We start from the raw sequence: 25824 nt of genomic DNA on the forward strand, positions 1-25824 counted from the left end.
CACTGGAACTTGCGCAACGCTGCACTAGTTAAATATGATAATACCAATCACCGCCACAACAGCGCCAAGCAGTTTCTTCCATTCAAATCCGACCTTTTCCACTCCGAACAGACCGAACAGTTCGATTCCGTATGCCACGATAATCTGGGAAATGACGATGATAAGAGCCGCCTTTGCAGGTCCCAGCGAGCCCATACTGCGCACTACGGTATATGTGATAAAGGCGCCGATAATTCCGCCCAGAAGCATGTACTTCGGTTCCACCTGCAGGATTCCCGAAATATTTTCTCTCCCTGAAAAATACCAGATGACAATACAGGTGATAAACGCCGTCAGCTGCACCCACCCGGCTGACACCCAGATGCTGGTCTGCTTCGTGACCCCTGTATTCAAAACTCCCTGGATGCTCATCAGCGCTCCTGAAATCAATGCTATGATAAAGCCTGTCATAGAATAACCTCCAAATCTGTCATGCATTTCTAATCTTTCCTTTATCATGCGCAGAATTGGAACTTCTATTCATACTTATACTGGTATAACCCACACAAAATACCTTACGGTTTCGCTGGTCTGCTTTTCCGACAGCACAGACGCAAAAGCCTCAGCGTAGCCCCACTACGCCTGCGTTTTTGCGTCTGCACTCTCGAAAAATCATCCTTACCAGACCAGCAAGCCATTTCGTATGGGTCATACCAGTGTATCATCCTTTAAAAGATCCATTAAATTTCCCTTACAGATTTTCATAGCTCCAACCGTATAGGCCAGCCCGACAAAAAACATAACGAACGCAGTAAACATTAAGACAGGAACAACCGGAGCTTTCTTAAGGTAGTCCGTCAGAGAGATTCCGCTGGCATTCACAGCCATCAGTACCAGTGGAATATTGGCAAGAAGACTGAACAGCAGAGGATTAAATGTAATAATAAGCGATTCTGTCAGCAGTATTTTTTTCACGCCGCGATAGGAGAGACCGACTGACATATACCTTGCAAACTCCTTTTTTCTCTGGTATATCTGCCCCAGCGCAACAGAAAATACATTAGACAAACCAATGCTGGAAAACAAAACCGCCAGAAATCCCATAAAAAGCCGCAGGCCATCCCGTTTGATACGTTCCGTGCGTTCTTCCTCCAGACGACTGTCCAGCGTATAATGCTTTTTTCCGGTAAGCAGTGTCCGGATATCAGAAAGCACTTCGTCATTCTTCTGCTCTGATACGGTTTTTATGTTGAAATACACAGACCCTGCAGGAAATTGGTTTTTCAGCTTTTCATAATCGTGTTCCGATATCACCAGCGTCAATGCATACTGCTGCAGCTGCTCTTTCCAGTCCGGAAGTGTCTCTGTAAACAGAGCAATGGTTACCGGAATCCCACCGTTTTTCCCTGAACTGTCCTTCAGTTTCAGTGTGACTGGGTGGTCCTCCTTCAGAAATGGTATATATGTCTTATTCCTCCAGTCGCTGTTTACGCTGTCCCAGATTAAATTGACCGCCACAGCCTGCTGCTGTGCCAAAGCCGGGTCCGCCGTATTGCCGTAATATTCTGCAAAACTTTCATGATCCAGTACATAGACTGGTATATCCACCAGATAATTGCCGTCGTCACTCTTTTTAATCTGGTCATTGAGATTCCCGATTCCGGTCTCCTTTAGTTGGCTGCTGAATAATTCCTCCGGAAGAGTCGCCTGCGCCTTAAGTCTTCGGTAGGTCAGACAGCTTTTTACTCCTTCTATTTTTGTAATTTCATCGGTAAGACCGCTGTCAGGCACCTCACTCTCGTCGATGCTTAACAGAAAATCCCATTTGTCGCGGTACTGATTAAAATACGTATCCTCTGTAAATATTCCGGATATCGTCTCAAGATTTAAGAAACTGATAAAGGCCAGAAAAGAAAGACCAAGAGACAGCGTAGTCGTGCGAAATGCCTTCCTTCTCGCATAAATGGATTTTCTCGCCAGTTCGCCGCAGCAGCCAAATAATACCGAGAAAATACGGAACTGACGCATTCGCTCCACTGGTGCTTCTGTACCGTATTGTATTGCCTCCAGCGGTGATATCAGGCTCAGCTTCCTGGCGGGGATCCACGCAGAAAGCCTTACAGTAAGATAAGAAAATACAATGGCCCCTGCCGAAAGAGCGGGCCGGTACCGAAACCATAAGTCATATTCTCTAAAACTGTCTCCTATTACATAAAAAAAACTCCATACCCCATAGCTGAGTCCGACACCGGCCAGGATTCCCACCGCCAAAGGAATCAGTGACAGTACCACGGCTTCGCTAACCAGCACCGATTTAATCTGTGCCGGCGTCGCGCCTACACTCTGCAGGATGCCCAGCTGATGCATCCTGGCATTCATCGTCACTTCAAAAGCATTATGAAGCATTAGAATCAAAGAGGTGCTCGCTATAATCAGAATAAATAAATACGCAAGAATCAGCGGAGTAACCGCCTCATCTGCCGATCCTGTCTGCAGAAAAAGCTGGTATTTCTGATCCAGCCACAGGTTATAAAAGAATACACTGAGAAATGAGAGCAGCATGGAAGCGAGGAGTGCGGACGCCATGATAAAAATACTGGCTGCCTTATTATGCTTCATATAATGGACCGAATATATTCTCCACATACCATACCTCCTTACCGGATTTTCTCATCCGAAGCAATTTTCCCGTCTTCCAGGCGGATCAGCCTGTCCGCCTGCAAAGCGATATTCTCATCGTGGGTAATGAGAATCAGCGTCTGTCCATACTTCCGGTTGGAATACTTCAGCAGTTCCGTAATCTCCTGGCTGTTTTTGCTGTCCAGATTCCCCGTGGGCTCGTCTGCCAGTACCAGCGCGGGAGCATTAATTAAGGCGCGTCCAATGGACACCCGCTGCTGCTGGCCGCCGGAAAGCTGCCTGGGCAGATGGTTTCTTCTGTCCTCCAGTCCCAGAACCTCAAGCAACTCCTCAAGCCTCTCCTCATTCACCTTCTGCCCGTCCAGTTTCAGCGGGAGCACAATATTTTCCACTACATTAAGGACAGGGATCAAGTTGTAAAACTGGTAAATCAGCCCTACCTGTCTGCGTCTGAATATAGCCAGCTCTTCCTGGTTCTTTGTATAAACCGATTTTCCGTCAACGTAAATTTCTCCGGATGAGGGCCGGTCTACACCGCCAATTAAATGGAGCAGCGTAGATTTTCCTGAACCTGATTGTCCAACTATAGCGACAAATTCCCCTTTCTGCACAGACAAGGACAGGTTCTGCAAAGCATCTACCCGGCTCTCGTCTTTCCCATAAACCTTGCATAGCTTCTCTATTCTTAAAATCTCCATGGCGTTCCTCCTTACTTTTTCCGATAGTATACCATGAACCCGGTGACGTGTCCGTGACTGTTTCATTACGTTTTTGTCACTGAATGATTCTCCCGGCAATCGAAAAGGGAGCTGTTCAGACAGCCCCCTTATAGAAACGAATTGTAAATTTGGCCCCGCCCTCCCTGCGGTTTTCCACCTGAATCGTGCCGTTCTGCCGATGAACAATCATACGTGAAAGTGCAAGCCCGATTCCGACATGATCCGTTCCGGAATCTTTTCCCCTGTAGAAACGCTCAAAAAGATGGGGAATATCCTCCGAAGCAATGCCTGGTCCTGAATCCGCAATCAAAAGTTCTGTATAGACCGGATTTTCGTCTCCATAGATTTCCAGCTTTCCCCTTTCAGGCATGTGCTCCACACAGTTCTTAATCACGTTTCCCACCGCCTCTGCGGACCAGTGTAAGTCCCCTATAAATCCTGTGCTCTCCTTTATGGACACTTCACACGTGATCTCTTTTAAATCTATCAGGATATCCACCGGACTTAATGCTTTTTCCACCACCTCTGCGGCGAAAATCCGTTCACACTGAACAACAGCCGTTCCTGACTCCAGCCTGGCCATTTTTAACAGAGAAGCGATCAGCCACTCCGTCCGTGACAGCAGCCCAATGACTTCCCCGACGTATTTCCGTCTCTCCTCCGAAGTCAGTTCTTCCCGCTGCAGCCTTGGTACAATCATGCGTATCGAAGTCAGAGGAGTCCTGATCTGATGCGAAATATCCGCCAGGGAATCGCTCAAATATCTCGTCTCCTGCTCCAGAGCATCCGCCTGCTCCTTCAACCGCAGGGTTACCTTATAGATTTCACTTGTCAGGAGGGCCAGTTCTCCCTCCTTATCCGGAATCAGATCCATATGGTAATCACCATGCAGAATCCGGTCCATCTGGTAATTTAACTCCGAAACAGTATCGTATCTCTTTTTCGTAAATGCCAGGTACCTTACAGCGCAGACCATGCTTACGAAAAGAACATAAACTGCAAAGACTGGGTGAAACAGTGCAGCACCAGCCGCAGCAGCCAGCGTAAAAAAGAACTGGAAACGAAAAACTTCTTTTACCTCCGGATTTCTCAGCAGTCCCATATCAGCCCCCCAACCTGTAGCCCAGCCCGCGAACCGTCTTTATAATGGCCGGATTTGATGCGTCCGTCTCTATCTTATCACGAAGCCGTTTGATATTAACGGTCAGTGTATTATCATTCACATAATCCCCGGCAATATCCCATAGTTCCTCAAGCAGCCGCCCCCGCGACAGCACCTGGCCGGGATGGTTTAAAAAGACCAGCAGCAGCCGATATTCCAAAGCAGAAAGCAGAATGTCCTTTCCACTTTTACTGACGGAAGCTTTTACCGAATCCACTCTCAAGTCAGATATTTGAAATATCGCCGGGCTCTTCCCATACCTTCTAAGAGCATTCTTAATTCTCGAGACCAGCTCCAGCGGCTTAAACGGCTTGGATACATAGTCATCCGCCCCTAAATCAAACCCAGTCACTATACTCGCTTCATCACCCATAGCTGTCAGAAAAATCACGGGAATATCCCCTTTTCGTTTTATCACATTGCAGAGAGAATATCCATTTCCATCCGGCAGTGCAACATCCAACAATACCAGATCAAAATTTTCCCTCTCGATCGCCTCCAGTGCGGCCTTCCGTCCAGACGCAGAAAAAGATACAAATCCCTCTTCTCTCAACAGGATGATCAGATTTTTCACAATCTCAGTATCATCTTCCACAATTAGAATTCTGCTCATTCCCTCCACTCCCTCTGTCAGATTTTTTATGCTCCTGTCTATTGTATCATGGAGGGGAGGATTTGTCCCCTTTGGGATAAACTTGTAAACTTACAGAATTATGAAAAGCTGCTTTCGTCAATAACTTTAGCCGGGATTTCGGGGTTTTTGTTCCGCCAGGGAGCCGGGGCCGGAGCGCTTTCCCCAGTTTCGGCGATTTTTGCAGGACGTCGGCAGCTCTTAGGTCGGAAGGGTGCAAAAACAAGGGGAAAAATCTGACCTCAAAGTCAGATTTTTAGAGGACCTGAATCGGGAAGTCCTTCAGGAGTTCCCGATGAATGTCATCGGTACCCTTGTTTTTGTATCCTTCCGGCCTTAGAGATGCCCCGGCCGAAACCATGAGCCGAAACTGGGGAAAGCGCTCCGGCCCCGGCTCCCTGGCGGAACAAAAACCCCGAAATCCCTCTCAGCCTCATGAGAAACCACAATTCTTCATAATTCTGTAAGTTTACAAGTTTATTCCGCCCCCTTTCATTCTGCTTGACACTTTACGTATTTTGCGATATACTCACACACGTAAAATAAAACAGAAAAAGACACGCTAGGGGAGCCAATTGGCTGAGAATGGAATTTTTTACATGACCCTCACTACTTGAACCGGATAATGCCGGCGTAAGGAAGCAGTATGATTCATACTTCATCAAAAGTAGTCCCCTCCTGTGTGTAAACAAAGGAGGATTTTTTTATGTCATTTTTCTTGACCTACGCGGCAGACAGCGAAGAGTATCTGCTGAAGCCCGCCGGCTATGGCCTGCTCATCATTTTACTGGCCGCACTGTTATTTGTCATCTATAAGCTGGGGAAAGTATCCCTTAAGACGCAGAAGATGCAGACGAAACAGCTTGTTACCTGTTCCGCAGCCATGGCTCTCGCAGTCGTGACTTCCTACATTAAGGTGGCATCCCTGCCCTTCGGCGGCTCCATCACCTTATTTTCCATGATGTTTATCTGCCTGATCGGTTACATCTACGGGGCCAAAACCGGCCTGATCACCGGAATGGCCTACGGAATCCTGCAGTTCCTCATTGAACCGTATATCTTTGCTCCGCTTCAGGTGCTTCTCGACTACCCGATGGCCTTCGCCGGACTGGGACTGGCCGGGCTTTTCAGTTCGAAAAAGCATGGTCTGATCACTGGCTATCTCTTCGGTATCTTCAGCCGTTATATCTGCCATGTGCTCTCCGGCTACATATTTTTTGCCGCTTATGCACCGGAAGGTATGAACCCATTTTTATACACGCTGGGATATAATGCCACCTACATCGTGCCGGAAGCAATCGCAACCGTTGTCATTCTCAGCCTGCCGCCAGTGGCAAAGGCAATCGCGCAGGTGAAAAAGCAGGCGATCAGTTCTTAAACCGGTTCTATTTATATTATTAAAAAAAGAAGGTAAGAGGGCTGCGTCGTGCGGCGCAGCCCTCTTACCTTCTTTTATCTCATCTTTTCTTACTATGCTAATTGCTGCAGCTTCTCACTATGTTTCGAAATCACCTTCTTCATGATTTCTACATCAGCCTCCAGAGCTGATATTTTTGCTGATTCGCTTTCATAACGTATAGCAGCAGGAACATAGTTTTCTGCTAACAGCCTTAGCTGTGGTTTGATATCATTCTCTATGTCCAGTTTAATATTTCGAATGTCATTTTGTATTGGCTCAAGTTTCGCATCAAGCTTTGCATCAAGTAACCCCGATATCGCAAGCAGTAATTCATTATCTACCATAAAATCACCCTATCCTTTTTTGGCTGCCCGATATGCTATGGAGAAATTATACATTTCAGCAAGCTCACTGCAAGGTCATTTTTATATTTTCCATTCACCCTTTTCTCGGTACTTTTCCCGCTGCCGCCATCACCAGATGCTTCGCAAGCACGGCCGTCGTTACCGCGCCGATGCCTCCCGGAACCGGCGTCGCCATGGAAGCGGTTCCCTCCAGCGTCTCGAAATCCACATCTCCGCAGAGTTTTCCGTTCTCATCCACATTGATGCCCACATCAATCACCACCGCGTCTTTTCCCACGCTCTCTTTATCAAGCATCTTCGCCCGGCCTGCTGCCGCCACCAGAATTTCGGCGTTCCGGCAGGTCTCTTTTAGATTCACGGTCCTCGTGTGGCAGATGGTAACCGTGGCGTTTTCTTTCAACAGAAGCATGGACAGCGGTTTCCCGACGACCATGCTGCGGCCCACGATCACCGCCCGCTTTCCGCTGATCGGGATTTCAAAGGCTTTTAATGTCTCCACCACCGCCTCCGCGGTACATGGCGCATAACCCGAGCTGTCCCCGGCAAACACCTTTGCGATATTTTCCGGTGATATTCCGTCTAAATCCTTTTCCGGATCGATCATGCGCTCAATCTCTCTCTCGTGGATCTGCTTCGGCAGCGGACGGAGCAGGAGAATCCCATCGACCTCCGGATCCCCGTTGATCTTCTGAAACTCCGCCTTAAACGCCTCATCATCAATGTCCGCGGGATAGGCATAGACTTCAGCGGAAAGGCCAAATGCCGCCATCTTCTTCACCGCCCCCCGCTCATACGACAAGTCGTCCGGATTCTCACCCACACGGACGATGGCAAGCTTCGGTATCCTGCCGCCGCACTGTTTCAGCATCTCTGCTGTCTGTTCCTTTATCTTTGCAGAAACCTCTGCACCCTTTAATGTAATCATCCGTTCAATCCTCTCATTTCACACTCTGTCAGTCTGTATCTTCCTCTTCTGGCGGCACGTCTCAGCGCAGCGCGTTTTCCACCTTCTGATAGACCGCATCCGCCGCCGCTGTCCCGGAACGCATCATCTCGTCTGCCTGCCGGTTCAGTTCCTCTGCCTTCTCCCTGTCTTTCATGGATTTCGTATTGATCCATACGTTCATGACCGCGCCGGTTAAGGCCGTTCGGATAAACTGTACGCCCACGCCCACGTCGCTGACCGCCATCCGGCTCCCCTTTTCCGCCAAAATGTCCATGATAACCAGAGCCTTCTGCGCATCTTCCATCACGTGGAGCGGAACCAGACTTGCCGTCAGGAGATGGCCCTCCAGCACCTCGGCCTTTCGCTTTTTTTCCTCATCCGTAGTACCTGGCAGACCGTAGGCTGCCGCCAGAGGTGCGAACACCCGCGCATCCTCGTCGGCCAGATGAAGAAACTCTGCTTTCAGAGTTTCCAGCTGCTCTAAAAGCTCCTTCATCTCCTCTTCCACGTCCGCATATTTTTTCTTGCCAAGAGTCAGATTAATCACCATCTGCCCCAAAGATACCCCTGCTGCACCGCCCAGTGCAGCCGCACCGCCGCCGCCGGGAGTCGGTTTCTTCGATGATAATTCCGCCAGAAATTCTTCTGTCACCATTTCCTTTATCATAATTCCTTCCCTCCGTATATTCGCACTAAGTCTGTAAAATACCTCATTAAGTTCTTATAGTATACCATAATCATAAAGCCCGTGAAAGACTATTTTTCTATGCCTTCTTTTAAAGAATTAATCCATGCTTCGATCGCCTCCGCCAGGATATACTGCTGCTGCAAAACGGCCATGCCCGTCTCCGGTATCCCCGGCGCATTTCCCTTTCGGTCAATATTCTCTTCCAGATACGCCTTCAGAATCTTCACATTGCCCTCGATCCGGTTTAAGCACTCCTGCTGTTTTTCCTGAGACAGGCTGGTTAAATTTACGATTACCGCATTGAAATCCAGAAATATATGGATCGGGCCGGACGCGATCTCCAGCATGAGCTTTTCAAATTCCTGCTCTCCGGCTTCGGTCAGGGTATAGACCGCCTTTTCCGCCATTTTCCCCTCTTTCACCATGCTGCTCTGGATATAGCCCTTCTCTTCCAGCTGAATTACTTTTTTATAGATGGAAGGCGTACTGATTTTTACCCACCGCGAGATGTTGCGGTATTCCACCAGCTTCTGAATATCATAGGCACTTAGGGATTCCTTCTTCAGAATTCCCAATACGATCAAATCTATTGTCGCCATCATGTCCTCCTTATTTCCGCTTGACACATACTATAAATTATAGTACTATGGCTTCACGGCCGTATTTACTATACTTTATAGTACTATATTTTACATTTTGTGTCAACAGAAGGGAGAATGAATCATGAATAAACGTAACAGTAAAATGGAACTGCTTGGCAGCGCCCCAATACCGAAAGCGCTTTTAGCAATAGGTCTTCCCACCATGATCGGCATGATGATCAATGCGCTTTACAATCTGGTGGACGCCTACTTTGTCGGAGGGCTGGGAACCAGCCAGATGGGGGCGATCTCTGTCGCATTTCCTCTGGGACAGGTTGTCGTGGGACTGGGCCTGCTATTTGGAAATGGCGCCGCCTCCTATATATCCCGATTGCTTGGTCACGGGGAAATGGAGACTGCGGACCGGGTTGCCAGCACGGCGCTTTACATCAGCATCTCCGTCGGCGCAGTGATCATTATCTGCACCATCCTCTTTCTAAGACCGATCCTGCGGCTCCTGGGCGCCACGGAAAGCATTCTTCCCTATGCGGAAATCTACGCGGGTATTTACGTCGTCTCGTCCATCTTTAATATTTTCAATGTCACCATGAACAATATCGTAACCAGCGAAGGGGCCGCAAAGACCACGATGTGTGCGCTTCTGACAGGCGCTGTGTTAAATATGGTTCTGGATCCGGTTTTCATCTACATCTTACACCTGGGAGTCGCCGGCGCCGCAATTGCCACAGCCATCTCCCAGATCGTTTCCACGGCAGTTTATCTCTTCTATGTGTTCAGAAAAAAGAGTGTCTTCAGCTTCAGCATAAAAAAATGCTGCTTCTCATCAGAAATTATGTCCGAAATCCTTAAAATTGGAATTCCCACACTGGTTTTCCAGCTGCTGACCAGCCTCTCTGTCGCCCTGATCAACTTAAAGGCAAGACCATACGGCGATTCCGTGATTGCCGGTATGGGAGCTGTAACTAGAATTATTTCCATGGGCAGTCTGATAGTATTCGGCTTTCTGAAAGGCTTTCAGCCGATCGCCGGATACAGCTATGGGGCAAAAAAATATGACCGCCTCCATGAGGCGATCAGAACTTCTATATTATGGTCAACCATCTTCTGCGCGGTCTTCGGGTTGGGAATGGCACTCTGTTCCACGGGCGTCATCTCCCAGTTCACAAAAGGCGATGTACAGATGATCGAGATCGGCCGGCGTTCGCTGACGGCAAACGGTATTTCTTTTCTGCTCTTCGGTTTCTATACCGTCTATTCTTCCCTGTTCCTCTCTCTGGGAAAAGCGAAAGAAGGTTTTATACTCGGTGCCTGCAGACAGGGAATCTGCTTTGTGCCTGTCGTACTGCTTCTCCCATCCCTCTGGGGAATAAACGGCATTCTCTACGCCCAGCCGGCTGCAGATGTTATCTCTGCCATGATCACCGTGTTTATGGCGGTGCGGCTCCACAGGGAACTGAACGGAGCAAGGTCTTAGCTTTTGTATCTTTACACAGAACAGAATGCCGGGAAGCCACAGAATTATTCGATTCCAGTGCCGCCGGCATTCTGCCCGTTCAAAATTCCCAGTACAGCGTTGCATGTGCATCAGAACGCTATTCCTTCAAATATCTTTCTGCCAGATCATCAAACTCCATCCGGCATTTTACCTTTCCGCACTCCGCAGCCATGGGGCCGAATACTTCCAGAGTCATTTTCGCCCGCTCCTTCCATGTGGCCGGATCGACGAAATCGATGGTCCTCATATTGTGAAGCCGGTCGGCCAGCGCGATTAAGACCACCCGCTCATCACAGCTTACGTATTTTTCAAATGCCCTGTATTCCCTCAGAATCTCATTCATGGCCGGTGTGACAGCCGGGTCAGACAGATACATTTCCGGCTCATCCGCCATTTCCCAGATATCATGAAGCAGACCGGCACAGACCGTGTCCTCATCGGCCCCCATATCTGCCAGAATCAGCGCAGTGTTAAGGGGATGCGTCACATAGTCGTCCCCCGAACGGCGTTTTTTCCCTTTATAGACGTGTTCGGCCAGCTCGTAAACGGCCTCCAGATGTTTTTTCTCATACTCCGTTCCGGCTTCGTCAAGCACATCAAAAAGCAGTGCATAAATTTCGTTTGGCAGTGCGTGAACCGGCGTTTCTCTCAGATAAAGTCCCATATTCTCCCAGTCTCCTTTCTCAAAAGCCTCTCCGACATGAAATGCACGGAGGAGTGCGGGAGAATACCCAAATTGTGCACGAAAGGCTCTGGTGAAGCCGCTGTGCGTCTCATAACCGTAATCCAGCGCGGTATCCAGTATTTTTCGTCCTTCCCGTATTTCCCTGGCCGCTCCGAACAGGCGCTGCTGTTTTACGTAGTCCATCAGGGTGACCCCCATCTCCGCCCGGAACATCCGGGAAAAATGGCAGGCCGAATACCCGAACTGTTCTGCCAGCCCCTGTATCGACAGCGGCTCCTTCGCATGCGACCGGATATATAATGCGCACTCCATAAGGATATCTTTTTGTCCCAACACTCTCACTTCCTTTTCTAATTTCCCACGTGGTAGCTTTATTATACCCGATCGATTCGGCCGGCGCTGTTCCGCGATTGCTGTATTTTTTTCAGTCCCTGTTCCTATTCCATTGATTTCCTGTTCTTCTTCTGATATACTCATCTCGGTTTCAGGAAGTTCTGCCTGGAAACAAAAAAACAAAGAGAATGGGACACGATTACAATGATTAAGAATTACGTATCACAACTAAAATCTGAATTTCAAAACTACACTGGCGCCGACTGCATGAAAGATCTGATGGCCGGGCTGACGGTTGCAGCGGTTGCACTGCCTCTGGCGCTTGCGTTCGGCGTGAGCAGCGGATCCACAGCCGCGGCCGGCCTCGTTACCGCCATTATTGCAGGTCTCGTCATCGGCGCACTTTCCGGCGGCTATTACCAGATATCCGGTCCTACGGGCGCCATGGCCGCCATTTTAATTTCCATAATTGCCCGATACGGAATGCAGGGCGTTTTCACTGCGACACTGATCGCCGGGATTCTGCTGGTTCTGTGCGGGATCTTTCATATCGGCAGGCTGACAAGCTTCATTCCTGCACCTGTTATCACCGGCTTTACCTCCGGTATTGCCGTCATCATCGCACTGGGACAGGTCGACAACTTCTTTGGAGTTACCTCCGAGGGCTCCAGCGCCGTCATGAAACTCTTAAGCTATGGACATCTGGGCTTCCCTGTCAATATACAGGCGGCAGGCCTGGGACTCTTCGTTGTCCTGTTTATGGTTTTCTTTCCTAAAAAATGGAACGCGGTGGTTCCCGCATCTTTTTTGAGCATTATTCTTGCGACTATTCTGTCCGTAAGCCTGAAGCTTGACATCCAGACTGTCGGCGCCATCCCGAAAACACTTTTTCTGGACACCCGGTTAGATTTAGCCGCCATTACGCCTTCAAATCTCAGCGGATTGATCGGACCAGCCGTCAGTATCGCCATGCTGGGAATGATCGAAAGTCTGCTGTGCGGAGCCAGCGCCGGCAAAATGGCAAATGTCAGGCTGAACAGCGACCAGGAGCTGGTAGCTCAGGGGATCGGCAATATCATCCTTCCGTTTTTCGGTGGAATCCCCGCCACAGCGGCCATCGCTCGTACCAGCGTCGCATTGAAATCCGGCGCCCGCACAAGGCTTACCGGTACCTTCCATGCGCTGGGGCTCCTAGCCTTCATGTTTATTCTCGGACCCGTGATGGCAAAAATCCCGCTGTCCGCCCTCGCCGGCGTACTGATGGTCACCGCTTTCCGCATGAACGACTGGCAGGAAATCAAATATATTTTCTCCCATCATTTCAAGGGAGCCGCCGCCAAATACATCATTACCATGGCTGCCACAATCGTATTTGACTTGACAACCGCAATCCTGATCGGCGTCGTCACCGCATTGGTTCTCCTCGTCAGCCGGCTGGCAAACATCGAGATAAATTATGAAAAGGTAGATATGGACCGGATCCGCAGCACGGATGCGGCTCTTGCAAAGGAATATGCCAACGCAGTCGTCGCCTATCTGACCGGCGCTGTCATCTTTGCCAATACTCAGGCAATCGAAGAAATAGAGGCCTGTACGAAGGACTTTGACACAGTGCTGCTGTCCATGCGCGGCGTTTCCTATATGGATATCTCAGGAGCGATTGCATTTATGCGCGTCCTGTCAGATTTACAGGCAAAGGGAAAACGCATTCTTTTATGCGGCGTTCCATGCAGCACAATGGATATGCTGAAACGCTCCGATATCTATGATATGATTGGTGAAGAGAACTTTTACTGGAGCGTGGAAAAAGCGATTTTACATAGGGAAGGCTTACATTGAGCCTTCCTTTTCTTCTATTCCAACACAGCCGTCAGCCGCCTGACCATCTCATCCACATGCTCTCTCTCTATAATAAGCGGCGGTACAAATCGAATAATATTGCTTCCCGCGCTGATTAACACCAGTTTTTCTTCGAGAAGCGCCTTCTGTACGATGGGACCGACAGGCATTTGGAACTCCAGCCCCTGCATCAGCCCCCTGCCTCGGTGGCCGGTAATGCAGTCAAACTGTGCGGCCATTTCTTCCAGCTTCTCCCACAGATAACCGCCCACTAAATTCACGTGATCCACAATCCCGCGTTCTTCGAAAATACTTAACACCGCGCTGGCCGCCGCTGTTACCAGCGGATTTCCGCCGTAGGTGGTGCCGTGATCTCCCGGTACCATGGCCGAAGCCGCTTTTCCGGAAGCCAGGAACGCGCCCACCGGAACGCCGTTTCCCAGCGCCTTGGCCACCGTCATGACATCTGGCTTCACACCGTACTGCTGCCATGCGAACATGGAACCGGTACGTCCCATCCCGCACTGGATCTCGTCGAGGATCAGCAGCATGTCGTGTTCATCACACAGCGCACGGACTCCCTTTAAGAATCCCTCTTCCGCGGGATAAATGCCTCCCTCGCCCTGAACAGTCTCCATAATAACCGCGCACGTATTCTCATGAATCAGTGCCTTCACGCTGTCCAGATCATTGAAATCAGCGAATCTGATTCCCGGGATCAGCGGCTTAAACGGCTCCTGGTAATGGTCATTACCTGTGACAGACAACGCACCCATGCTTCTTCCGTGGAAGGAATGGCGCATGGCAATGATCTCGTGGACACCTCCTTCTCCCCGCTTCTCTTCGGCCGCCTTATTGTAGGCATACCTTCTGGCGATTTTCAGAGCGCCCTCAATGGCTTCGGTCCCGCTGTTGGTAAAGAACACCTTATCCATGCCGGAAGCCGCCAGGAGCTTTTCTCCCGCTTCGATGGAAGGTACATTGTAAAATAAATTAGAGGTATGCAGAAGCTTATCTACCTGGGCCTTCACTGCCTCATTGTACTGTTTATCGTTATATCCCAATCCCATAACCGCGATGCCCGCTCCGAAATCGAGATATTCTTCCCCTTCCGTATCGTAAAGAAACACACCGTCCCCATGGTCAAAAATGACCGGATACCGGTTATACGTCTTATAAAATTCCTGTTCCGCTTTTTGAATGTATTCCTGTTTATTCGGCATGGTAATACCTCTCATCTCCCGAATTGATAATCGCAGTTCCAATTCCTTTATTTGTAAAGATCTCCAGCAGAAGACAGTGCGGAATCCGTCCATCCATAATATGTACTCTGGAAACGCCCTGCTTCATGGCATCGATACAGTTCTGAAGCTTTGGAAGCATTCCACCTCCAAGTGTTCCGCCGCTCACAAAATTCAGCGCCTCATCAATAGTCATTTCCGAAATTAAAGATTCCTTGTCCTCAAAATCTCTGTAAACGCCTTCTACATCCGTTAAAAATGCCAGCTTCTCCGCCTTCATGGCCGTCGCAATGGCGCAGGCCGCGTCGTCCGCATTGATATTGTACGTCTTAAATTCTTCGTCAAATCCCACCGGACAGATGATCGGCAGGAAATCCTTTTCCAGAAGGTCATAGATAATCTGCGGGTCCACTCCGGTGATATCGCCCACATAACCGATATCCTCGCCGTCCGCGTATCTCTTTTTACACTGCAGCATCATGCCGTCCTTGCCGCTGATGCCCACCGCCTTCACGCCCAGCTCACTCACCAGCTGCACCAGGCTCTTGTTCACCCGGTTAAGCACCATCTCAGCGATTTCCATGGTCGGTTCGTCCGTCACACGCAGACCGTTAATAAACTGCGGCTCCATCCCCACTTTTCCGACCCATTTGCTGATTTCCTTGCCGCCGCCATGGACGATAATTGGTTTAAAACCTACCAGCTTTAACAGGACAACGTCCTGAATCACATGCTTCTTCAGTTCTTCATCCACCATGGCGCTGCCGCCGTATTTTACGACGATAATTTTTCTGTTAAACCGCTGAATATATGGAAGCGCCTCTATCAGGACTTCCGCCTTCTGCATGATGCTTTGATCTAGATCCATTTTTCTGCTCCTCCCAAATCGACTCCAAATTCTTTACCCAGATTTCCCATTCCTTCATTGATCTCTTCTCTTGAATACTGGTGTGCATCCAGAAATCCATCGCTGTATTCATTCAAATGAAGATAAAATGATGCCGCCATCTCAAAATACTCCGAGCTCTTGTCTTCCAGTTCATTGAGCAGGATATTCTCTGCCTCGTTGATCTGTCCTGCGTCCGCCATGGTGATCAGCTTCTTGTACAGATTATCAATTACTGTAAATTCCTCATCTTCCGGCAGAACGTAGTTGATATCGTCTTTTCCGAGAATAAGGCGGGCCAGAACTCTCGCCATATCCTTTATCATCCGCATTACGTAATCATCTTTTACAGCCATCGTTCGCTCTCTTTTCTATATTTTATCGATGCCTTTCTCTGGCGTCCCTTTTCCCACATTTTTTTCGTAACCGCTGTCACCGGCAGATTACCGCTGGTCAGGAACGGTAATCCGCGTTTATTTTCACATAGTCAAAGGTCAGGTCACAGCCCCACGCCGTAGCCGAACACGGTCCCATCTTGATATCGGCCGTAGCCGTCACTTCCGGTTCGGAGAGGATCTTTGTGGCCTCCTCCTCACTGTAGGGAAGTGCGACTCCATTTTCAATGATCTGGAGTTTTCCCGCTGCGCTCTCGAAATATAGATCTACCTGCTCCGGGTCGAACTGGGCTCCGGAGTAGCCCATAGCGCAGAGGATCCGGCCCCAGTTTGCATCATGGCCGAAGACAGCGGCCTTTGTCAGGCTGGAGGTGATAACCGATTTAGCCAGCGTCACCGCCTGTTCCTTCGTCTGCGCCCCCACAATTTTCACTTCGAACAGGGCCGTACATCCTTCTCCGTCGCCAGCCATCTTTTTGGCGAGCGTCTCATTGATGATGTTTAATGCCTTTACAAATGCCTCATAGTCTTCATTTTTCTCTGTAATCTCCGGATTCTCCGCCATTCCGTTGGCCAGCAGAAGCACGGTATCGTTGGTGGAGGTATCTCCGTCCACTGAGATCATGTTGTACGTGTCCTTGATATCCTCGCGGAGCGCCTCCGTCAGAAGCTCCTTCGATATGGCCAGATCCGTGGTCACAAAGCTCAGCATGGTGCACATATTCGGGTGGATCATACCGGAGCCCTTACACATACCGCCGATGGTCACCGTCTTTCCTCCCACCGAAAACTCCACAGCCACCTCTTTATTCACCGTATCAGTGGTCATAATCGCCTTCGATGCGGCGGTTCCGCCCTCCAGGGTATCAGAAAGATTCGGAGCCATGGCTCTGATTCCAGCCGTAATCCGATCCATGGGAAGCTGCATGCCGATCACACCGGTAGAAGCCACGAGAACTGCATTTTCCGGTATTTGTAAAGTCTCCGCGGCCGCCTTCGCCGTCTCCAGACAATATCCGTACCCTTCCGCTCCGGTACACGCATTGGCGATTCCCGCATTTACCACGATGGCCTGTGCATACGGGGAACCGGCTACGACCTCCTGATCCCATTTTACGGGAGCCGCCTTTACGATGTTCGTCGTAAAGGTTCCCGCCGCCTTACACGGCTTCTCACTGTATATCATTGCCATATCCATGCGGTCTTTATACTTGATTCCCGCAGCCGTCGATGCGGCCGAAAATCCCTTTGCAGCAGTTACGCCGCCGTCTATCTTCTTCATCCCTTAAATTCTCCTCTCCTTCGTCTTATGGTTACTCAATAAATCTGGTAATATTTTCTTCATTCAATGTAAAATCATAGTAATTCAAGTCTTCCCGGAACGTCCAGCCGACTTTTCTCCAGAATTTATTTCCGATTGTATTGGATTTAAATGCAATCAGGCTCACCTTGTTGATTCCTTCCGCCTTCAGCGCCTCCATGGCCGCCAGCGCCATCTGATGTCCGATTCCGTGTTTTCTGTATTTTTCAGCTACACAGACATGGTACATACAGCCTCTCCGCCCGTCATGGCCGCAGAGGATCGCTCCGATCACTATTCCATCCTCTTCCGCCACCACGCTGGTAGACGGATTTCTCTTTAAAAACTTCTCCACGCCTTCTCTGGAGTCATCCAATGTCCTGATTCCAAAGCCTCTGATTTCAGACCATAAATGCCAGACCTGGTCGTAGTCGTCTATCGTCATTGTCCTGATTGTCATACGCTCTTCCCTTACTCTTTCCTCCCATATTCGTTACGGAAACATGGGAACCAGCTTAAGCCCCTGATTTTCCGGAAGGCCGAACATGATGTTCATGTTCTGAATCGCCTGTCCTGCGGCGCCCTTCACCAGATTATCCATGGCTCCCATCATGACCACGCGGTTCGTTCTCGGATCAATCTTGAAGTTCACATCCACAAAGTTGCTTCCTTCCACCCATTTCGTCTGAGGCGCCTCGTCGCGGCCAAGCACTCTCACGAAATACTCGTTCTCATAATATTTATCGTAAATGGTCTTTACCTCTTCATATGTAACGCTCTTAAGCAGAGTCCCGTAAGCCGTCACGAGGATGCCCCGGTTCATGGGAACGAGATGCGGTGTAAAGCTGATGGTCACAGGCTTTCCTGCCGCCAGCGAAAGCTGTTCTTCGATCTCCGGCGTGTGGCGGTGAACGCCGACACCGTAGGCCTTGATGCTCTCATTGACCTCGCAGTACAGGTTATCGACCTTGGCCCCGCGCCCCGCACCGGAGGTTCCAGACTTTGCGTCGATAATCACCGTATTCGGATCGATCAGTCCCTCTTTTACCAGAGGATAGACCGAGAGGAAGGAGCAGGTGGGATAACAGCCCGGATTAGCAATCAGGCGGGCGCCCTTGATCTTTTCCCTGTTGATCTCTGGAAGTCCGTATACCGCTTCCTGAATATATTCCGGTGTCTTATGTTCTATTTTATACCATTTCTCATACACCGCCACATCCTTGATCCGGTAGTCGGCGCTTAAATCAATCACCTTAGCCTTTGATAATACCGCTTCATTCATGAGAGAAGCACAGAATCCCTGAGGCGTGGCCGTGAAAATAACATCGGCCTGTTCTGCCAGCGCTTCCATATTATCATCCATACACGCGTCATCTACAAACTGCACCATATTTTTAAATACCGACGCGTATCTCTGGTCCACATAGCTTTTGGATCCGTACCATGTAATTTCCACATCGTCTCTCTGCAAAAGCAGCCTTGCAAGCTCACCGCCTGCGTATCCGGTTGCCCCCATGATTCCTGCTTTAATCATAATTATTCTCCTCTTTTTTTATTGGTATTACCGCATTCATTTGACGGCTTTCCATATTACCCTGCCCTGATTTGTCCTGCCTTGATTATAGTAACTTTCCCCTCGAAATAAAAGTACCTTTTTCTGTTTTCTTCATTCTTTTTTATACAGCTTCACCGGAATATCCACTTTCTTCTGTGATGATAGTTCATAATTATACATTGTCATTGCATATTATGCAAGTTTTTTTTGATATTTTTTATTTTATACTTGCATTTTTCATAATAATGGTGTATATTTATGAAAGTTCAGGAAGCCAGGAAACAGATCCGTAAGGCTTTCAGGAAATGTTCACGATCTATATTCAGGAGGAATCTTAATATGAAAGAGAAAGTTATTTTAGCCTATTCAGGCGGACTCGACACAACTGCTATTATTCCGTGGTTAAAAGAAAATTTTGATTATGAAGTTGTCTGCTGCTGCATCGACTGCGGTCAGGGCAACGAGCTGGATGGCCTTGAGGAGAGAGCCAAATTATCCGGCGCTTCCAAATTATACATAGAAGATTTAGTTGATGATTTCTGCGACAACTACATCGTTCCATGCGTTCAAGCCAATTCCGTATACGAGAATAAATATTTACTGGGCACCTCCATGGCTCGTCCGGCCATCGCCAAGAGGCTGGTTGAAATTGCCCGCAAGGAAGGTGCTACCGCCATCTGCCACGGCGCTACAGGAAAAGGAAACGACCAGATCCGTTTCGAGCTGGGCATCAAGGCTCTGGCTCCTGATTTAAAGATTATCGCTCCATGGCGTATGACCGATGTATGGACCATGCAGTCCCGTGAAGACGAGATTGAATACTGCAAACAGCATGGCATCAACCTTCCGTTCTCCGCAGACAACAGCTACAGCCGTGACAGGAACTTATGGCACATCAGCCATGAAGGCCTGGAACTGGAAGACCCGGGGAGCGAACCGGATTACGATCATTTACTGGTTCTCGGCGTTTCTCCCGAAAAGGCTCCGAATGAAGGCGAATACGTTACCATGACCTTTGAAAAAGGGGTACCGGTCAGCGTAAACGGCGAAGCGATGAAGGTTTCTGATATCATCCGGAAATTAAATGAACTGGGCGGCAAGCACGGTATCGGCATCGTTGATATCGTAGAAAACCGTGTAGTAGGTATGAAGTCCCGCGGCGTCTATGAGACTCCTGGCGGAACAATCCTGATGGAAGCTCATCAGCAGTTAGAAGAGCTGGTGTTAGACCGCGCCACCATGGAAGTAAAGAAAGACATGGGCAACAAATTTGCACAGATCGTATATGAAGGAAAATGGTTCACTCCTCTCCGTGAGGCGATCCAGGCTTTCATGGAATCCACACAGCAGTACGTAACCGGCGAAGTTAAATTCAAGCTTTACAAGGGCAACATCATCAAAGCCGGCACCACAAGCCCATACTCCTTATACAGCGAGTCCCTCGCTTCCTTCACCACCGGCGACTTATATGATCATCACGACGCCGACGGCTTCATCACCTTATTCGGCCTCCCGTTAAAGGTCCGCGCCATGAAGATGCAGGAGCTGGAGAAAAAGAACGGAAAATAAAACTGAATGGAAATACCATTTTATTTCTCCAAAACTGTAGAATATAAATATAGTCAAACGGAGCAGACATCAATGTCTGCTCCATTTTTATCCATTTATTTCCCGTACGGCAATCAAACTGCTTAAGGATTATAAAGAATCATATGCAAAACCGCTTTCTCAGTCCCCGTATTTCTGTATGAATGCGTATTGTCTGCCTGAAACCGTATACTTTCTCCTTTTTCGACCGAAAAAGTCTGCCCCTCCACGTGAATGGCAATCCTTCCTTCAAATACAGTAATAAACTCTGTTGTCCCCTTCAGATGCGGATCTGATTCCCAATAGCTGTCTTCAGCCAGTTCCAGATAATACACTGCAAATCTGCGATTCTCATCATCCGGAAAAATGGAATAGTTTTTAACCTTTCCGCTGTCTTCCAAAAGAGGCTGTACTTCTGACGTCCTGACAATCTCATATGCACGTTCGGGGCGCACGGTAAGGGCGTCAAACGGAACCTTCATGCCATTTGAAATCTTCCATAATGTAGACAGCGTCGGATTACCCTCCCCCCGTTCAATCTGGGCAAGCATACTCTTGCTCACGCTGCTAAGTTTAGAAAGTTCTTCCATACTCAGCTTATTCTCTTCACGAAGCCGTTTAATATTTTTAGCAACAATCGTGTTCATTGGGTCCATAAAAACTCCTCCTCCCCATTGACATTATAATGCACTTATTGTATCATTATATCGTATATGTACGATATAATCTTCAACTTATATCATTATATAGTTCTTTTTAGGGTTTGTAAAGAGAAAATAATTGTTCAAAGAACAAGGAGGTTTAATATGTTTCATTTATATGATTTTCTGATTTACTGTTTCATCACCGCTTATACGCCTGGGGCTAATAATCTATTGTCTATGAGCAACGCCATACGTCTCGGCTTTTACAGGAGCCTCCGCTTTAATTTCGGCATCCTTGCAGGCTTCTCGGTTGTCATGGCTGTCTGTACCATTTTCAGTGCTGCGCTTTACTCTCTGCTGCCCAAAGTAAAGCTTGTCATGCAGATTGCAGGGGGGGCCTATATGCTGTATCTTGCATGGAAGGTCTTTCGAAGTACTGCCGATTTAGATCCCGACAGAAAAGACGAAACCGGTTTCTTCTCGGGCATGATCCTGCAGTTTGTCAATCCTAAAATATATATTTATGCAATTACCACGATGTCGCTCTATATTCTTCCTGTCTTTCACTCCATAGGAGCACTGGCAGGATTCGCCGTACTGTTGTCGCTTATCGGCGCCTCCGGTTCCTTCATATGGGCATTGTTCGGGGCTGTCTTCTGTAATTTTTTCTCCAGACATACAAAGGCTGTCAATCTGGTAATGGCGCTCTTACTCGTTTACTGTGCAGCCGCACTGTTCTTATAACTGGTTCCTTACCGGCTTCTCCAGGGCTCTTTTAATCAGCTTCATCCACCTTTTTGTATAGTGGTATCCTTCCTCCATACAGCTTTCCATATATTCAAAGGTCAGAAGCCCAGCCCCCGTTTTTAACTCTGGCTTCAGCAGAAAGATTTCTCCGCTGGACCTGCATTCCTTTAACTCCCGGCTCATAATGGAAAAAGAATGGGAGGCAATATCCAGAATGGACGTATCATGGGGAGTCTTATAGTCTGCACCAATGTCCACTGCGATCACCCGCTTCACACCGGCTGCGATCAGCAGATCAACCGGAAGATTATTAGTAACTCCCCCGTCTACCATACAGTAACCGCTTATTCTCCGGGGCTGAAATACGGCAGGTACGGAAGCACTGGCCATCATTATCTCGCAGAGCGGCCCTTTTTTCTCCCATCTCACATTCTCCTGACGCCGGGCAGCATCGGTAATTCCGCCTTCCATCAGATTCGTAAATGCAATGGTATCTCCGCTTTTCAAGTCCACGGCCGGGATCAGCACCTTTCTGGGTAACTCCTGGATAACGGCCCCCTCCGTCAGCTGGCACAGAAAATGCATCAGCCGGTTTCCCTTCAGCAGTCCCGTAAGCGATACCTCCTGTCTGGAAAAAAGCTGTGGTAAAAATTTAATCATTCCGATGATGTCCGGGTCAAGAAACCTTTTCCCATGCCGTGACATCCACTGCACCACTTCCTTCATCATTCCCAGATCCACCCCTGCCCCGTAGATTCCCGCAACAATCCCTCCTGCGCTGGTTCCGGCTACGATGTCCGGCAGCAGTCCTTCCTCTTCCAGTGCCAGCAGAACCCCCACATGAGCTGCTCCTCTGGTTCCCCCTCCGGCAAACGCAATCCCATAATCCGGCATATCTTTTCCTCTTTGTTAATTGTCCAGATTTTTATGATAATGTATGCTGTCATGGACCGTTTCATGATTCCACGTTATGGTTCCTCATAACAGTTGTAACAGTTTGCAGAAATATAAGAATATCCTTGCATTTATTCCGGTCCTCTGGTATTCTAATTCTATCAGCCATATTCTGGCACATCTATGAATCTTCCGTTTTCTTAAACGGTCTAATATCATATCTGAAGGAGAATCCCTATGAACGAAGCTATGTTGAAAACATGTATGGAGCATTGCAATTCTACGTCTGAAAATGTAGGCATTTTTGTCGACTTTGACAACATCTATTACAGTCTGAAGGAATACGGTGTCAATCCCGAAGCTCCTGAATACTGCGTCTTTTCGCTGATGGAGCGAATCTATTCTATTAACAAGATTCGAACCCTGCGGGCTTATGCTGATTATGATCAGGTAGGCGTATCCTTAAAACATCTCCAGGAAATGCGGGTACAGATTAAGAACGTCTATGGCAATGGTCTGGAAGAAGAGTACCGGAAGAACGCCTCCGACATTGAACTTTCCGTGGATGCCCTTGAAATCTACTACCGTTCTCCCGAAATCGATACCTTCGTCTTCCTCACCTCCGACAGCGATATGATTCCCATTATGAGCCGCCTCACTTATAAAGGAAAGCACATCCACCTATTCTGCATCGATGATCACACCTCCCATTATCAGGATATTTCCCGATTCTGCCATTTCAAATGCGATCTGCTTACCCTCTTTGAAATCGATCCCCAGCGAAAGAACCCGGAATTCTGGACAGACCGCGCTCTGACCGAGATTTCTGCCTGGTATTCCGTCAGAAAGAACAGCGACATGATGCTGGGCGGTAAATGGCTGAACCGGCTCTTGTGTGAGAAACTTCAGATTTCATCCCGTGCCGCCAGCCGCATCATCACCTATTTAAAGGACAATAATCTAATCCGTGAAACCTCCAATTCCGCAGGCCACACCGGCTTTTTTCCCATTTCCTCCCTTTAAGCGAACTTGCAAGTCAAAAACTCCGCAGCAAGCAGCGGCTTTTTTGACCCTTGCGGCAGCCGCCAAGTGGACACGCCAGCGCGTCCGTTTGGCTTGTTGCTCGCGGAAATAAATTGCCGTATGAGTCGATTTACGAATCGAAATACAAAAAGGGGCAGCGAACAGACTGATATTTTAGTCTTTCATGACTTCTGTGTTTATGATAAAATAAAAGGAGACGTACAAATGGAAAAACGAATTGAGGACCTGAATCTGGAGGACTGCTTCTGGGAGATGAGGCAACAAAACTGTTTCTTAATACAAAAGGAACCGTTGACGACATAGACGAAGAGATGAAAGAATTTCTGACCTACATAGAAAACACCACCGACACCTTCGCCCAGCAGGCTAAAAGTTCACTGGTTAAAAAGATACACCAGAGAGTTATTGATGTTAAGCAGAGTAAAGAAATGGAGGCGGAATATATGACATTGCTGCAGAGAGACAGGGAGAATATTGAACAGGGCATTGAGCAGGGTATCGAACAGGGCGAACGTAAAATGGCCGCTCTCACCGAACTTCTCTTAGATCAAAAACGTACTGACGATTTAAAACGCGCCATCAGGGATACTGCCTATCGGGAGCAGCTATATAAACAATTTAATATCCTCTAACAGGATCATCACCAGTCAAAAACCTCGCGGCAGTCGCCAAATGGACGCGCCAGCGTGTCCGTTTGGCTCGTTGCTCGCGGGAATAAAAAGAGGGGAAACAATGGCATCCTGCTGCCGTTCCCCCTCTTCCAGTATCAAAATTTATAAAAATCCATACAGCATATCATTTGCACATCACATCATCGGCATATCGGAGCCATTTTCACGCTTCGATGCTTCAGCCGCGCAGCTGCCCCTACCAGTAAGGCTTCCAGTCTTTCATTCTCCTGGTCAGCGCCTCCATATAAAAGTAGTCGCCCCAGGTGCTGCATTCGTCCACTCCCCTGTTTATACACGTATTGTACGCGGAATCGCGCGCGTACGTTCCGTGGAGTAAAAGGCCGTTGGAACGGGTCTTATCCGTGTTGGCACAGTGATCCATCAGGGCACAGAGCATCTTGTCTGCGGCTGTTAAATACTTCTCCGCTTTCGCTTTATCCAGATAGCTGCTCATCTCCAGAATTCCGCAGATGGCGATGGCGGAAGCCGAGGAATCACGTGGTTCCGTGCTTCCCGTATCGAAATCAAAATCCCAGTATGGAACCAGATCTTCCGGCAGATGGGCGATAAAATAATCGGTGACCTGGCAGAACAGATCCAGGTATTCGGGTATTTTTAAGTACCGATAGCTCAAGGCAATGCCGTATACTCCCCAAGCCTGGCCCCTGGCCCAGGCGGAGCCGTCACGGTTTCCCTGATGGGTAACGCCGTGGTCCGGTTTTCCGGTCACGGTATTGATAAAATACGTGTGGTAGGTGGAGCAGTCCGGTCTCATCACACATTTCATCGCCGTCCGGATATGGTTTTCAGCTTTATTGGCGTAATCGGGATTTCCGGTAACCTCGCTGGCCCAGTAAAGCAGCGGCAGGTTCAGCAGACAGTCAATGATCAGACGGTATTCCGACGGTTCGTTGACATTGCCCCAGGCCTGGATAAAGCGGCCATTCTCCCGGTAGCGGCCGGCCAGATGATCCGCAGCTAAAAGTGCTGCTTCTTTGGCATGGCTGCTGCCGGTCAGCTTATAAGCTGCCACACAGGAAAGGCTGTAGAGAAATCCCATATCATGGTGATTTACATCGATTTTCTCCCGGATTCGTTTCAGGAAGCTTTCGACCTGAGATTCCGCCGCCTCCTTAAAGCAGGCCTCCCCTGTATATTCATAAGCCAGCCAGATCACGCCGGTCCAGAATCCGGTTGTCCATTCTACGTTTTCTGTCGGCAGATAAAAGCCGCCCTCGCTGTTGGAACTCTCAAAAAATTCCGTGAATTCCGGCAGGTTGGACCGGACGATCTCCGTGGCTGCGTCCATGTACTTCTTTCTTTTCTCCGCATCCGTTCCCGGATACTGACGGATTCGTTTCATTGTCTGCGCCATAT

Annotated in this window: 26 protein-coding genes and 1 riboswitch; of the genes, 7 read left to right on the forward strand and 19 right to left on the reverse strand. The window is 48.7% G+C overall.

Going from position 1 to position 25824, the window contains the following annotated elements; genetic code table 11:
• Nucleotides 1-24: 24 nt before the first annotated feature.
• From H8S75_RS15310 to H8S75_RS15330, 5 genes are all read right to left on the reverse strand, one after another.
• Entirely contained in the window at nt 25-450 is a 426-nt protein-coding gene (locus tag H8S75_RS15310) for a DMT family transporter (protein ID WP_002601147.1), read from the reverse strand.
• Between the two features lie 237 nt (nt 451-687).
• Nucleotides 688-2625 (reverse strand): ABC transporter permease, encoded by a 1938-nt coding sequence (locus H8S75_RS15315; RefSeq protein ID WP_187022375.1) that lies wholly within the window; start codon nt 2623-2625, stop codon nt 688-690.
• A gap of 11 nt (nt 2626-2636) precedes the next feature.
• Nucleotides 2637-3317: an ABC transporter ATP-binding protein gene (locus tag H8S75_RS15320; protein WP_187022376.1), complete on the reverse strand. Its 681-nt coding sequence runs from the start codon at nt 3315-3317 to the stop codon at nt 2637-2639.
• Between the two features lie 115 nt (nt 3318-3432).
• Nucleotides 3433-4440, reverse strand: a complete 1008-nt coding sequence (locus H8S75_RS15325) for a sensor histidine kinase (RefSeq protein ID WP_187022377.1) — start codon at nt 4438-4440, stop codon at nt 3433-3435.
• A 1-nt stretch (nt 4441) separates the two neighbouring features.
• Entirely contained in the window at nt 4442-5113 is a 672-nt protein-coding gene (locus tag H8S75_RS15330; protein ID WP_187022378.1) for a response regulator transcription factor, read from the reverse strand.
• A 572-nt stretch (nt 5114-5685) separates the two neighbouring features.
• Nucleotides 5686-5788, forward strand: a riboswitch (TPP riboswitch).
• A 49-nt stretch (nt 5789-5837) separates the two neighbouring features.
• Between H8S75_RS15330 and thiT the strand changes: the two genes are divergently transcribed.
• On the forward strand, nt 5838-6509 hold the full coding sequence (gene thiT / locus H8S75_RS15335; protein ID WP_002601148.1) for an energy-coupled thiamine transporter ThiT: 672 nt from the start codon (nt 5838-5840) through the stop codon (nt 6507-6509).
• A gap of 92 nt (nt 6510-6601) precedes the next feature.
• Here thiT and H8S75_RS15340 read toward each other — a convergent pair whose 3' ends face one another.
• The 4 genes from H8S75_RS15340 to H8S75_RS15355 form a co-directional block, all read right to left on the reverse strand.
• Nucleotides 6602-6874, reverse strand: a complete 273-nt coding sequence (locus tag H8S75_RS15340) for a hypothetical protein (protein WP_187022379.1) — start codon at nt 6872-6874, stop codon at nt 6602-6604.
• Nucleotides 6875-6968: 94 nt separating this feature from the next.
• Nucleotides 6969-7820, reverse strand: a complete 852-nt coding sequence (locus H8S75_RS15345; protein ID WP_187022380.1) for a bifunctional 5,10-methylenetetrahydrofolate dehydrogenase/5,10-methenyltetrahydrofolate cyclohydrolase — start codon at nt 7818-7820, stop codon at nt 6969-6971.
• 61 nt (nt 7821-7881) lie between these two features.
• Nucleotides 7882-8508 carry a cyclodeaminase/cyclohydrolase family protein gene (locus H8S75_RS15350; RefSeq protein ID WP_002601150.1) on the reverse strand — a complete coding sequence of 209 codons (627 nt, stop codon included), beginning with the start codon at nt 8506-8508 and terminating at the stop codon, nt 7882-7884.
• A gap of 89 nt (nt 8509-8597) precedes the next feature.
• Nucleotides 8598-9128, reverse strand: coding sequence for a PadR family transcriptional regulator (locus H8S75_RS15355; protein WP_187022506.1), 531 nt, complete (start codon nt 9126-9128; stop codon nt 8598-8600).
• Nucleotides 9129-9252: 124 nt separating this feature from the next.
• Between H8S75_RS15355 and H8S75_RS15360 the strand changes: the two genes are divergently transcribed.
• Nucleotides 9253-10605: an MATE family efflux transporter gene (locus H8S75_RS15360; RefSeq protein WP_187022381.1), complete on the forward strand. Its 1353-nt coding sequence runs from the start codon at nt 9253-9255 to the stop codon at nt 10603-10605.
• Nucleotides 10606-10723: 118 nt separating this feature from the next.
• Here H8S75_RS15360 and H8S75_RS15365 read toward each other — a convergent pair whose 3' ends face one another.
• Nucleotides 10724-11644: a helix-turn-helix domain-containing protein gene (locus tag H8S75_RS15365; protein ID WP_187022382.1), complete on the reverse strand. Its 921-nt coding sequence runs from the start codon at nt 11642-11644 to the stop codon at nt 10724-10726.
• Nucleotides 11645-11848: 204 nt separating this feature from the next.
• Between H8S75_RS15365 and H8S75_RS15370 the strand changes: the two genes are divergently transcribed.
• A complete protein-coding gene (locus H8S75_RS15370; protein WP_187022383.1) occupies nt 11849-13483 on the forward strand; it encodes a SulP family inorganic anion transporter in 1635 nt (544 codons plus the stop codon).
• A gap of 14 nt (nt 13484-13497) precedes the next feature.
• Here H8S75_RS15370 and H8S75_RS15375 read toward each other — a convergent pair whose 3' ends face one another.
• The 6 genes from H8S75_RS15375 to argC all read right to left on the reverse strand — a co-directional run bounded on the left by H8S75_RS15375 (nt 13498) and on the right by argC (nt 18839).
• The gene (locus H8S75_RS15375; RefSeq protein ID WP_187022384.1) at nt 13498-14706 is read right to left on the reverse strand and encodes an aspartate aminotransferase family protein; all 1209 of its coding nucleotides are present in this window, start codon (nt 14704-14706) and stop codon (nt 13498-13500) included.
• Complete coding sequence (gene argB, locus H8S75_RS15380; RefSeq protein ID WP_187022385.1) at nt 14696-15592, reverse strand: acetylglutamate kinase; 897 nt, start codon at nt 15590-15592, stop codon at nt 14696-14698. The genes H8S75_RS15375 and argB overlap by 11 nt, the downstream gene beginning before the upstream one ends.
• Nucleotides 15583-15966, reverse strand: a complete 384-nt coding sequence (locus tag H8S75_RS15385) for a DUF6483 family protein (protein ID WP_055657519.1) — start codon at nt 15964-15966, stop codon at nt 15583-15585. Before H8S75_RS15385 ends, argB begins: the two co-directional genes overlap by 10 nt.
• Before the next feature lie 97 nt (nt 15967-16063).
• Nucleotides 16064-17287: a bifunctional glutamate N-acetyltransferase/amino-acid acetyltransferase ArgJ gene (gene argJ, locus H8S75_RS15390; protein ID WP_187022386.1), complete on the reverse strand. Its 1224-nt coding sequence runs from the start codon at nt 17285-17287 to the stop codon at nt 16064-16066.
• A 31-nt stretch (nt 17288-17318) separates the two neighbouring features.
• Nucleotides 17319-17765, reverse strand: a complete 447-nt coding sequence (locus H8S75_RS15395; RefSeq protein WP_187022387.1) for a GNAT family N-acetyltransferase — start codon at nt 17763-17765, stop codon at nt 17319-17321.
• 33 nt (nt 17766-17798) lie between these two features.
• Complete coding sequence (argC, locus tag H8S75_RS15400) at nt 17799-18839, reverse strand: N-acetyl-gamma-glutamyl-phosphate reductase (protein WP_187022388.1); 1041 nt, start codon at nt 18837-18839, stop codon at nt 17799-17801.
• A 360-nt stretch (nt 18840-19199) separates the two neighbouring features.
• Between argC and H8S75_RS15405 the strand changes: the two genes are divergently transcribed.
• Nucleotides 19200-20429, forward strand: coding sequence for an argininosuccinate synthase (locus H8S75_RS15405; RefSeq protein ID WP_187022389.1), 1230 nt, complete (start codon nt 19200-19202; stop codon nt 20427-20429).
• Nucleotides 20430-20551: 122 nt separating this feature from the next.
• Here H8S75_RS15405 and H8S75_RS15410 read toward each other — a convergent pair whose 3' ends face one another.
• The gene (locus H8S75_RS15410) at nt 20552-21103 is read right to left on the reverse strand and encodes a helix-turn-helix domain-containing protein (RefSeq protein ID WP_187022390.1); all 552 of its coding nucleotides are present in this window, start codon (nt 21101-21103) and stop codon (nt 20552-20554) included.
• Between the two features lie 150 nt (nt 21104-21253).
• On the opposite strand from H8S75_RS15410, the gene H8S75_RS15415 reads away from it, so the two are divergent.
• On the forward strand, nt 21254-21835 hold the full coding sequence (locus H8S75_RS15415) for a LysE family transporter (RefSeq protein WP_187022391.1): 582 nt from the start codon (nt 21254-21256) through the stop codon (nt 21833-21835).
• Here H8S75_RS15415 and H8S75_RS15420 read toward each other — a convergent pair.
• Nucleotides 21830-22732, reverse strand: a complete 903-nt coding sequence (locus H8S75_RS15420; RefSeq protein ID WP_187022392.1) for a patatin-like phospholipase family protein — start codon at nt 22730-22732, stop codon at nt 21830-21832. The two genes, H8S75_RS15415 and H8S75_RS15420, sit on opposite strands and share 6 nt — an antisense overlap.
• Before the next feature lie 237 nt (nt 22733-22969).
• Here H8S75_RS15420 and H8S75_RS15425 point away from each other — a divergent pair, with 237 nt between their 5' ends.
• Together H8S75_RS15425 and H8S75_RS15430 are read left to right on the forward strand one after the other, a co-directional pair.
• On the forward strand, nt 22970-23755 hold the full coding sequence (locus H8S75_RS15425; protein WP_187022393.1) for an NYN domain-containing protein: 786 nt from the start codon (nt 22970-22972) through the stop codon (nt 23753-23755).
• A 332-nt stretch (nt 23756-24087) separates the two neighbouring features.
• Nucleotides 24088-24408, forward strand: coding sequence for a hypothetical protein (locus H8S75_RS15430; protein WP_243270282.1), 321 nt, complete (start codon nt 24088-24090; stop codon nt 24406-24408).
• A gap of 235 nt (nt 24409-24643) precedes the next feature.
• Here H8S75_RS15430 and H8S75_RS15435 read toward each other — a convergent pair whose 3' ends face one another.
• The gene (locus tag H8S75_RS15435) at nt 24644-25822 is read right to left on the reverse strand and encodes a glycoside hydrolase family 88 protein (protein ID WP_187022394.1); all 1179 of its coding nucleotides are present in this window, start codon (nt 25820-25822) and stop codon (nt 24644-24646) included.
• Nucleotides 25823-25824: the final 2 nt, after the last annotated feature.

It is taken from the genome of Hungatella hominis, assembly GCF_014288005.1.
Classification (GTDB): Bacteria; Bacillota; Clostridia; order Lachnospirales; family Lachnospiraceae; genus Hungatella; species Hungatella effluvii.

Bases quoted from the DNA above. Each gene is read 5' to 3' on its own strand.
- H8S75_RS15355 (WP_187022506.1), bottom strand. From the start codon at position 9,128: ATGGCGACAATAGATTTGATCGTATTGGGAATTCTGAAGAAGGAATCC.
- H8S75_RS15410 (WP_187022390.1), bottom strand. From the start codon at position 21,103: ATGGACCCAATGAACACGATTGTTGCTAAAAATATTAAACGGCTTCGT.
- H8S75_RS15315 (WP_187022375.1), bottom strand. From the start codon at position 2,625: ATGTGGAGAATATATTCGGTCCATTATATGAAGCATAATAAGGCAGCC.
- argJ (WP_187022386.1), bottom strand. From the start codon at position 17,287: ATGAAGAAGATAGACGGCGGCGTAACTGCTGCAAAGGGATTTTCGGCC.
- H8S75_RS15370 (WP_187022383.1), top strand. From the start codon at position 11,849: ATGATTAAGAATTACGTATCACAACTAAAATCTGAATTTCAAAACTAC.
- H8S75_RS15385 (WP_055657519.1), bottom strand. From the start codon at position 15,966: ATGGCTGTAAAAGATGATTACGTAATGCGGATGATAAAGGATATGGCG.
- H8S75_RS15345 (WP_187022380.1), bottom strand. From the start codon at position 7,820: ATGATTACATTAAAGGGTGCAGAGGTTTCTGCAAAGATAAAGGAACAG.
- H8S75_RS15395 (WP_187022387.1), bottom strand. From the start codon at position 17,765: ATGACAATCAGGACAATGACGATAGACGACTACGACCAGGTCTGGCAT.
- H8S75_RS15430 (WP_243270282.1), top strand. From the start codon at position 24,088: ATGAAAGAATTTCTGACCTACATAGAAAACACCACCGACACCTTCGCC.
- H8S75_RS15340 (WP_187022379.1), bottom strand. From the start codon at position 6,874: ATGGTAGATAATGAATTACTGCTTGCGATATCGGGGTTACTTGATGCA.
- H8S75_RS15350 (WP_002601150.1), bottom strand. From the start codon at position 8,508: ATGATAAAGGAAATGGTGACAGAAGAATTTCTGGCGGAATTATCATCG.
- H8S75_RS15310 (WP_002601147.1), bottom strand. From the start codon at position 450: ATGACAGGCTTTATCATAGCATTGATTTCAGGAGCGCTGATGAGCATC.
- H8S75_RS15405 (WP_187022389.1), top strand. From the start codon at position 19,200: ATGAAAGAGAAAGTTATTTTAGCCTATTCAGGCGGACTCGACACAACT.
- H8S75_RS15325 (WP_187022377.1), bottom strand. From the start codon at position 4,440: ATGGGACTGCTGAGAAATCCGGAGGTAAAAGAAGTTTTTCGTTTCCAG.
- H8S75_RS15360 (WP_187022381.1), top strand. From the start codon at position 9,253: ATGAATAAACGTAACAGTAAAATGGAACTGCTTGGCAGCGCCCCAATA.
- H8S75_RS15320 (WP_187022376.1), bottom strand. From the start codon at position 3,317: ATGGAGATTTTAAGAATAGAGAAGCTATGCAAGGTTTATGGGAAAGAC.
- H8S75_RS15425 (WP_187022393.1), top strand. From the start codon at position 22,970: ATGAACGAAGCTATGTTGAAAACATGTATGGAGCATTGCAATTCTACG.
- H8S75_RS15375 (WP_187022384.1), bottom strand. From the start codon at position 14,706: ATGCCGAATAAACAGGAATACATTCAAAAAGCGGAACAGGAATTTTAT.
- argC (WP_187022388.1), bottom strand. From the start codon at position 18,839: ATGATTAAAGCAGGAATCATGGGGGCAACCGGATACGCAGGCGGTGAG.
- thiT (WP_002601148.1), top strand. From the start codon at position 5,838: ATGTCATTTTTCTTGACCTACGCGGCAGACAGCGAAGAGTATCTGCTG.
- H8S75_RS15435 (WP_187022394.1), bottom strand. From the start codon at position 25,822: ATGGCGCAGACAATGAAACGAATCCGTCAGTATCCGGGAACGGATGCG.
- H8S75_RS15415 (WP_187022391.1), top strand. From the start codon at position 21,254: ATGTTTCATTTATATGATTTTCTGATTTACTGTTTCATCACCGCTTAT.
- H8S75_RS15330 (WP_187022378.1), bottom strand. From the start codon at position 5,113: ATGAGCAGAATTCTAATTGTGGAAGATGATACTGAGATTGTGAAAAAT.
- argB (WP_187022385.1), bottom strand. From the start codon at position 15,592: ATGGATCTAGATCAAAGCATCATGCAGAAGGCGGAAGTCCTGATAGAG.
- H8S75_RS15420 (WP_187022392.1), bottom strand. From the start codon at position 22,732: ATGCCGGATTATGGGATTGCGTTTGCCGGAGGGGGAACCAGAGGAGCA.